Below are 8,287 nucleotides of genomic sequence, written 5' to 3'. Positions count from 1 at the left end.
GACAAAGGTGCTGTCATTCCGGCGGTTTTGGCAGCACCTTTGTCGAGATCATCGCGGAGTAGGGGCGCATCGGGACGGTGGCCGCCACGAACGCGCTCAACCACCCGCCCACCTGGTCGCGCCACCTGCCCGGACCGCGGGGGCCTCGCGCCCGGCAGGCAGGGCCCGGGAACCGCCCTCCTCCGTCGTCGCCGCCCTCCACCCCGCACTCCGGCGGTCCGCCGCCCGGCTGGGGCCCAGGAGCGGGGTACCTGCTCAGCCGCCCGACCGCCCGCACCGACAGGAACCCGCCGCCGCCCGGATCGCAACCCCGGAACGCACCTCGGAGGGCGGCCGCACGTCGGCCCCGTCGTGCCCCACTCGGCCGGATCAGGGGGTGGGCTCGCCCGAGCCCGCGTACCTCTCCGCTCCGGCCAGGGCCAGGGTCACGATGCGGCGGGTCAGGGTCTCCGGGGTCTCCTCGGGGTGCTGGAGGAGCCAGTCGGTCAGGGCGTCCGCCGCTCCCGCCGCCATGTGGGCCAGCACCTCGGCGTCCTTCTCCGAGACCAGCCTGCCGCCGTCCTCGGTCGCCGTCCCCGTCACCACCAGGGAGGTGATCTCCTCCATCACCCTGCAGCGCGCCTGGAAGACCTCCCGGGAGAACGGCTCGCCCTGGGTCCTGGCCTGCTGGTAGAGGACGATCCAGCTCTCCCTGTTGTCGGCGACGAAGTCGAAGAACGCCCGCAGCCCGGCCCACAGCCCCGACTCCGGGGTCGGGCAGCCGGAAACGCCCGCGCGGACCGCCTCGACCAGGCGGTCGGCCTCGCGCCGGATGCACGCGGTGAACACGCCCTCCTTGGAACCGAGGTAGATGTAGACCATCGGCTTGGAGATGCCCGCCTCCTCGGCGATCTCCTCCACGCCGGCGCTGTGGTAGCCCCGGCGCGAGAAGACGCCGATGGCGGCGTCGATCATCTGCTGCTCGCGGACCTCCCGCGGAAGCCGCCTGTGCTTGGTTCCCACGGCGCACGACCCTATCGAGGCGCGCGGCGCCCCTCCCCCGCCGGTCGGCCCGGGCGGTGGGGAGGGGCCGGGGACACCGCGGGGCGATGGGCCCGTGTGCGGGGTGCCGGCCCCCGGGACCCGGAAAGGTCCGACCGTCACACCTGGACTCCCGGATGATTGCACTCCGTATACACGAAGTGGCCTGATCCGGCCGCCGAACCCCTCTGGACCTCTTCCCGGCCCCGGTCTAGGGGACCCATCCCGACCGTCGTGACCACCGGAGATAAAGCCCAGCTAAAGGCCGCTCCCGACGTTGGACCGACCGTCGCCCTCCGGCGCCTCCCCCTACCGCCGTGTATCGCCGCCCCCGCCCTCCGCTAGGCACGGTGTGCAACAGCCGTGTTGCTCGACGGGTGATTCGCTTATAGTCGCCAACTGTTTACCGATCGTCCGGTGGACACTCCGCCCGGCCCACAAGGCCGGGTGCCCCAAGACGCCGCCTCCCCGGCTCCGGCCGCAGGTCAGGCGGCGTACGACCGCTCGACGAGTTCGTTAACTCCCCACCGCAAGGAGTAAAGAACGTGCGGAAATCCCCCTTCATTCGCTTCCTCGGCGGATCGGTGCTGGCCGTGGGCCTGATCGCCGCCGCCCCCGCCGGCGCCCAGGCCGACGCCTTCCCCGAGGGCACCGAGCCGCTGGCCAAGGCCCTGGAGCGCGACCTGGGCGTCGCCTCCGGCCAGGCCGACGACCTCCTGAGCGCCGAGGCCGACGCCCGCTCCGTCCAGCAGGCCGCCGAGGAGGCCGCGGGCGCGGCGTTCGCCGGCGCGGTCTTCGACACCCGGACCCGCGAGCTGACCGTCTCGGTCGCCGACGCCTCCGCCGTGGAGGCCGTCGAGGCGACCGGCGCCCAGGCCCGCGTGGTCGAGGCCAGCCAGGACGACCTGGAGGCCGTCATGGCCGACCTGGACGCCGAGGCCGAGGACGGCGTCTCGGACAAGGTGACCGGCTGGTACGTCGACGTGGAGTCCAACTCCGTGGTCGTCGAGGCCGTGGACGGCGCCGAGGGCCTGGCCGAGGACCTCGTCGCCGAGGCCGGCATCGAGGCGTCCGAGGTCACCGTCAAGGAGGGCGCCGCCAAGCCGGAGCCCTTCGCCGCGATCGTCGGCGGCGACGCCTACTACCCCGGCAGCAGCCGCTGCTCGATCGGCTTCTCGGTGTCGGGCGGGTTCGTGACCGCCGGGCACTGCGGCAGCACCGGCACCTCCGTGCGCGGTTCGGCCGGCGAGTCGGGCACCGTGGCCGGCTCCATCTTCCCCGGCCGTGACATGGGCTGGGTGCGGGCGGGCTCCGGCTGGACCCCCTCCCCCTACGTGAACAACTACTCCGGCGGCCGGGTGACCGTCCGGGGCAGCCAGGAGGCGTCGGTCGGCGCCTCGGTGTGCCGCTCGGGCTCGACCACCGGCTGGCACTGCGGCACCATCCAGGCCAAGAACCAGACCGTCAACTACTCGCAGGGCGCCGTCCGCGGCCTGACCCGCACCACCGCGTGCGCCGAGCCGGGCGACTCCGGCGGCTCCTGGATGAGCGGCAACCAGGCCCAGGGCGTCACCTCCGGCGGCTCGGGCAACTGCACCTGGGGCGGGACCACCTTCTTCCAGCCGGTGAACCCGATCCTCAGCCAGTGGGGCCTGTCCCTGACCACCGGCTGACCCCTCGCGCTCCATCCCCTGCCTCGCAACGGCGGCGGCGTCCCCTCGGGGGCGTCGCCGCCCGGCGTATGCGAGGGCCGTGACCAGGGGTCCTGTGGGCCCCGGCCGGTCCGCCTCTAGATTACCGACCGGTTGGTCTTGTAGGCTCGCGCACACCCCCGGGGCGCGAACCCCCTCGTCGCGCCCCTGCCACGCACGCGCGGGAGACGCCACATGAGCACCACCGTCCGGGCCGCCCTGTTCACCTCCGCCGGTGAACCCCCCGCCATCGGCGAGGTCCTCCTCCCCGACCCGGGCCCCGGTCAGGTGCGGGTCCGGCTGTCGGCCGCGGGCGTGTGCCACTCCGACCTCTCGCTGTCCAACGGCACGCTCCCCCAGACGATGCCCGCCGTCCTGGGGCACGAGGGCGCGGGCACGGTCGAGGCCGTGGGCGCGGGCGTCACCTCCGCCTCCCCCGGCGACCGCGTCGTGCTGAACTGGGCCCCCGCCTGCCGCGACTGCTGGTTCTGCGCCAACGAAGAGCCGTACCTGTGCGAGCGCTCCGGCGAGGCCGCGCGCACGCCCTACGCCGCCCTCCCCGACGGCACGCCCGTGCACGCCGGGCTGGGCACCGCCGCCTTCGCCGAGGCGACCAACGTCCCCGAGAACGCCCTGGTCCCCCTGCCCGACGGCGTCGACGCGGCCGCCGCCGCGCTGCTGGGGTGCGCCGTCCTGACCGGCTGGGGCGCGGTCGCCAACTCCGCCGATGTGCGCGCGGGCGCCTCGGCCGCGGTCATCGGCCTGGGCGGGGTCGGGCTGGCGGCGCTTCAGGCCGCCCGCATCGCCGGGGCCGACCCGGTCATCGCCGTCGACGTCTCCCCCGCCAAGGAGGAACTCGCCCGCGCGCTGGGCGCCACCCACTTCGTCACCGCCGGCGACGCCGCGGCCAAGGAGGTCCGCGCCCTGACCGGGGGCCGCGGCGTCGACCACGCCTTCGAGGTGGTCGGCTCCTCCGCCGCGATCCGCAGCGCCTGGAGCATGACCCGGCGCGGCGGCACGACCACCGTCGTGGGCGTGGGCTCCAAGGACGACCGGGTCTCCTTCAGCGCGCTGGAGCTGTTCCACTTCGCCCGCACCCTGCGCGGCTGCGTCTACGGCTCCTCCGACCCCGCGCGCGACGTGCCCGCCCTGGCCGGGCTCGTCCGCGACGGGTCGCTCGACCTGGCCTCCATGGTCACCGACGAGATCGGCCTGGACGGCCTGCCCGACGCCTTCCTCCGGATGCGGGAGGGGCGCGGCGGCAGGTCGCTCGTCCGCTTCGGCCCCTGAGCCGGGGGCGCCCCTGGACGGGGCCGATCGCTGTTCCCTCCCCGCCCTGCCCCGGGCGGGGTCCGACCCTAGGGAGTGTGCGCATGACCGAACCCCCCGTCCAGCGACCGGTGCGCGCGATCGGCGCCGTGACCGCCCGCCTGCTCCATGCGGGAAGCCCCTATGAGATCGGGATCGCCGATGTCGGCGGGGTACCGACGCGGGTGTGGAAGCACGCCGTGCCGACGCTCCGGGCGGCCCTGGAGGCGAGCCGGGGCTTCGGCGACGCGCCCGCCCTCGTGTACGGGGACGAGCGCCTCACCCACGCCGAGTTCTACCGCCACGCCGCCACCATGGCGCGGCGCATGGCCGAGGAGTACGGGGTCGCCAAGGGCGACCGGGTGGCGCTGGCGCTGCGCAACTACCCCGAATGGGTCATCGCCTACTACGCCGCCGCCGCGATCGGCGCTGTCCTCGTCCCGCTGAACGCCTGGTGGAAGGGGAAGGAGCTGGAGTTCGGCCTCACCGACAGCGGGGCGAAGCTGCTGGTGGCCGACGGCGAGCGGATCGCCGCGCTGGGCGGGGCCCTGCCGCGCCTGGGCCTGCCGGTGATCGCGGTGCGCACCGATGGCCCGCTGCCCGATACGGCGCGCCCGTGGCCGGAGGTGCTGGGCGAGGTGGCCCCCGACGCCGAGCCCCCGGCGGCCGAGCTGCACCCCGACGAGCCGGCCAACATCTTCTACACCTCCGGCACGACCGGCCGCCCCAAGGGCGCGGTGGGCTCGCACCGGAACATGATCTCCAACCAGATCTCGGCCGACTACGCGCGCATCCGCTCGCTCATGCGGCTCGGCCTGGACATGCCCGACGCCCAGGCGTTCCTGGACGCGGTCGGGGCGGCCACGGTGCTGTGCACGGTGCCGCTGTTCCACACCACCGGCGCCCAGTCGGTGATGTACCCGGCGCTGGCCAAGGGCGGGGCGCTGGTGCTGATGTACAGGTGGGACGCCGAGGAGGCGCTGCGCCTCATCGAGCGGGAGAAGGTCACCGCCATCACCGCGGTCCCGGCGATGATCTCGCAGATGCTCGCCTCGCCCCGGCTCGGCGAGTACGACCTGTCGAGCCTGCTGGTGCTCTCCAGCGGGGGCGCCCCGGCGGCGCCGGCCCTGGTCTCGCGCGCCCGCTCGGGGCTGCACGACCTGATGCTGGGCCAGGGGTACGGGCTGACCGAGTCGTCGGCGATCGCCACGGTCAACGGCGGCAGCGACTACCTGCTGCGGCCCGACAGCGCCGGGCTGCCGGTGGCGGTGGTCGACGTGAAGATCGCCGGGCCGGACGGCACCGAGCTGCCGCCGGGCGAGGTCGGGGAGGTCCTGCTGAACGGTCCCGGGATCGTGCACGGGTACTGGAACCGCCCCGAGGCGACCGCCGAGACGTTCAAGGGCGGCTGGCTGCACACCGGCGACCTGGGCCGCCTGGACGAGGAGGGGTTCCTCTACATCGTCGACCGCGCCAAGGACATGATCATCCGCGGCGGGGAGAACGTGTACTGCGCCGAGGTGGAGGCGGCGATCCACGAGCACCCCGCCGTGGGCGAGGTGGCGGTGGTGGGCGTGCCGCACGAGGTGTACGGCGAGGAGGTGGCCGCGGTGGTCGGCCTGCTGCCGGGCGCCGAGCTCACCGGGGAGGGGCTGCGCGCCTACCTGGAGCCGAAGCTGGCGGCGTTCAAGATCCCCGCGCACATCCGCATCGTGTCCGAGGAGCTGCCGCGGAACGCGGCGGGCAAGCTGCTGAAGAAGCGGGTGAAGGAGGAGTTCGGCCTGGGGCGCGGACAGAAGGGCTGAGGCACCCGGGCGCACCGGCCCCTTCCGGCGTTGATCTCGGGGATCCGGGCCGGTGGGGCCCTCACGCGCGCCGGTCGCGGGGAAGGCCCAGGACGCGCTCGGCGATGATGTCGCGCTGCACCTCGTCGGTGCCCGCGTAGATGGTGTCGGCCCGCGAGAACAGGAACAGCCGCTGCCAGCGGTCCAGGTCGTAAGGGGGCCCGGAGGCGAGCACGCCTCCGGGCCCCGCGACGTCCATGGCCAGCTCGCCCAGGCGCCGGTGCCACCGTGCCCAGTGGATCTTGGAGATCGACGCCTCCGGGCCCGGTGCGCCCTCGGACAGGCCCGCCATGGTGCGCAGAGCGGTGGCGCGCATGGCCCGCACGTCGATCCACGCGCGTGTGAGCCGGTCGCGGAGCAGGGGGTCGCGGGCGGCGCCGTTGGCACGGGCCAGCTCGACCAGCGCGCGCAGTTCGCGCTCATAGCCGACCTGCCGCCCGAGCGTGGAGACGTCGCGCTCGAACCCCAGGGTGGCCATGGCGACGCGCCACCCCTCCCCCGGCGCGCCGACGATGTGGTCGGCCTCGGCGCGCGCGCCGTCGAAGAACACCTCGTTGAACTCCGACGTTCCGGTGAGCTGTGTGATGGGGCGGATCTCCACCCCGGCCTGGCGGAGGGGGACGAGGAGGTAGCCGAGACCGTGCCTGCGCGTGGAGGCGGGGTCGGTGCGCGCGAGTACGAAGCACCAGTCGGCCTCGCGCGCGTGGGAGGTCCACACCTTCTGCCCGTGGATGCGCCAGTGCGGGCCGCCCGGCCCGTCGCGCCATTCGGCGCGGGTGGAGACGGCCGCCAGGTCGGATCCGGCTCCGGGCTCGGAGTAGCCCTGACACCACAGTTCCTCACCGCGCCTGATGGGCGGGAGGAAGCGGCGCCGCTGTTCGGGCGTGCCCAGTGCGATGAGCGTAGGTCCCAGGAGTTCTTCGCCGATGTGGTTGACGCGCGCGGGGGCGTCGGCGAGAGCGTACTCCTCGTGGAAGGCGACCTGGCGTTCGATGTCGGCGCCGCGTCCGCCGTACTCGGTGGGCCAGCCGATGCAGGTCCACCCGGCGGCGGCCAGGTGCCGCTCCCATGAGCGGCGCAGGGCGAAGGCCTCATGGTCGCGGCCGGGGCCGCCTTTGCCGCGCGCGTCGGCGAAGGCACCGGTGAGGTTCTCCTCCAACCAGGAACGGAACGCACGGCGGAACCCGTCCACGGTGTCGGCGTCGGCTCGGGCAGAGTCGGCGGTGGACATGCACGGCCCCCTCTGGTCCACGGCGGCGCACGTGATTAACCTATCAAACGATTGTTAGGTGAACGAAGAGGGCCCCGGGGAGGCCGCCATGCGATTCCGTCCCGAGCACGCGGAGCTGCGCGCCGGAGTCCGGCGCCTGCTGGCCCGCCACGACGGCGGCGCGGCCTGGCGGCTCCTGGCGGAACAGGTCGGGGCGCCGGGGCTCGCCGTCCCTGAACGCTTCGGCGGCGCCGGGTTCGGGGCGCTGGAAGTGCACGCGGTGATGGAGGAGCTGGGGCACGCGCTCGCGGAGGTTCCGTTCCTGTCCTCTTCGGTCCTGGCCACGCAGGCGCTCTTGGGCTGCGAGGCCTCCCCCGCCCGGGACACGTGGCTCAGGCGTCTCGCGGAGGGGCAGGCCACCGCGACCCTGGCATGGGAGGAGGACGGCCGCGCGGCCGGGGAGGGGGGCGCTGACGCCTCCACGTGCTGGAGGATCACCGGCCGCAGGCCGCGCGTGCTGGACGCGGCGACGGCCGACCTCTTCATCGTGGCGGCGGCGACCGGCGACGGTCCGGCCCTGTTCGCGGTCGCACCGGACGCCGAAGGCGTCACGCTCACCGAACGCGTCCCCCTGGACCTCACGCGGCCCCGGGCCGACGTCGCGTTCGACCGCACGGAGGCGCTGCCGCTCACCTTCCAGGGCGAGCGGGTGCTGGCCGACGCCTTGACGGCCGCGAGCACCGCGCTCACGGCCGAACAGGTCGGCGGCGCCGCACGCTGCGTGGAGATGACGGTCGCGTACGCCGGGACGCGCGAGCAGTTCGGCCGCCCCATCGGGTCGTTCCAGGCGGTCAAGCACCGCCTCGCCGACATGTACGTGGCTCTGGAGAGCGCCCGTTCGCTCTCCTATGCGGCGGCGTTCTCCCTGGACTCCGGGAACGCCGAGGCGTGGGTCGACGCCTCGGCGGCGAAGTCCGCCTGCTCGGAGGCCTACCGGGAGATCGCCGGGGAGGCGATCCAGCTGCACGGCGGCATCGGCGTCACGTGGGAGCACGAGGCGCAGCGGCACTTCAAGCGCGCGCACGGCTCGGCGTCGCTCTTCGGAGCACCCGAATGGCACCGGCGGCGGCTGGAATCCGTCATAGGCCTGGAGGGCGGCGCCGCGGACCGGCATCCCGGCGGCGCACTCCCCTCGTGAGCACCCGGCCGCGGGG

General features: G+C 74.3%; 6 protein-coding genes. 4 read left to right on the top strand and 2 right to left on the bottom strand.

The window, feature by feature from the left end:
- Positions 1-369 precede the first annotated feature (369 nt).
- A complete protein-coding gene (locus tag O4J56_RS19030) occupies positions 370-1,002 on the bottom strand; it encodes a TetR/AcrR family transcriptional regulator (RefSeq protein ID WP_270687409.1) in 633 nt (210 codons plus the stop codon).
- Between the two features lie 563 nt (positions 1,003-1,565).
- On the opposite strand from O4J56_RS19030, the gene O4J56_RS19025 reads away from it, so the two are divergent.
- From O4J56_RS19025 to O4J56_RS19015, 3 genes are all read left to right on the top strand, one after another.
- The gene (locus O4J56_RS19025; RefSeq protein WP_270687408.1) at positions 1,566-2,693 is read left to right on the top strand and encodes a S1 family peptidase; all 1,128 of its coding nucleotides are present in this window, start codon (positions 1,566-1,568) and stop codon (positions 2,691-2,693) included.
- 213 nt (positions 2,694-2,906) lie between these two features.
- Positions 2,907-4,001, top strand: coding sequence for a zinc-binding dehydrogenase (locus O4J56_RS19020; RefSeq protein WP_270687407.1), 1,095 nt, complete (start codon positions 2,907-2,909; stop codon positions 3,999-4,001).
- 83 nt (positions 4,002-4,084) lie between these two features.
- Positions 4,085-5,824 carry a class I adenylate-forming enzyme family protein gene (locus O4J56_RS19015; RefSeq protein WP_270687406.1) on the top strand — a complete coding sequence of 580 codons (1,740 nt, stop codon included), beginning with the start codon at positions 4,085-4,087 and terminating at the stop codon, positions 5,822-5,824.
- Positions 5,825-5,885: 61 nt separating this feature from the next.
- Here the strand turns inward: O4J56_RS19015 and O4J56_RS19010 are convergent, their stop codons facing one another.
- On the bottom strand, positions 5,886-7,094 hold the full coding sequence (locus O4J56_RS19010) for an acyl-CoA dehydrogenase family protein (protein ID WP_270687405.1): 1,209 nt from the start codon (positions 7,092-7,094) through the stop codon (positions 5,886-5,888).
- Between the two features lie 88 nt (positions 7,095-7,182).
- On the opposite strand from O4J56_RS19010, the gene O4J56_RS19005 reads away from it, so the two are divergent.
- A complete protein-coding gene (locus O4J56_RS19005; protein ID WP_270687404.1) occupies positions 7,183-8,271 on the top strand; it encodes an acyl-CoA dehydrogenase family protein in 1,089 nt (362 codons plus the stop codon).
- Positions 8,272-8,287 lie beyond the last annotated feature (16 nt).

The organism is Nocardiopsis endophytica (assembly GCF_027706725.1).
Lineage (GTDB): Bacteria > Actinomycetota > Actinomycetes > Streptosporangiales > Streptosporangiaceae > Nocardiopsis_A > Nocardiopsis_A endophytica.
Note: the sequence above shows the minus strand (reverse complement) of the source record. Positions and strands in the feature narration are given on the sequence as shown.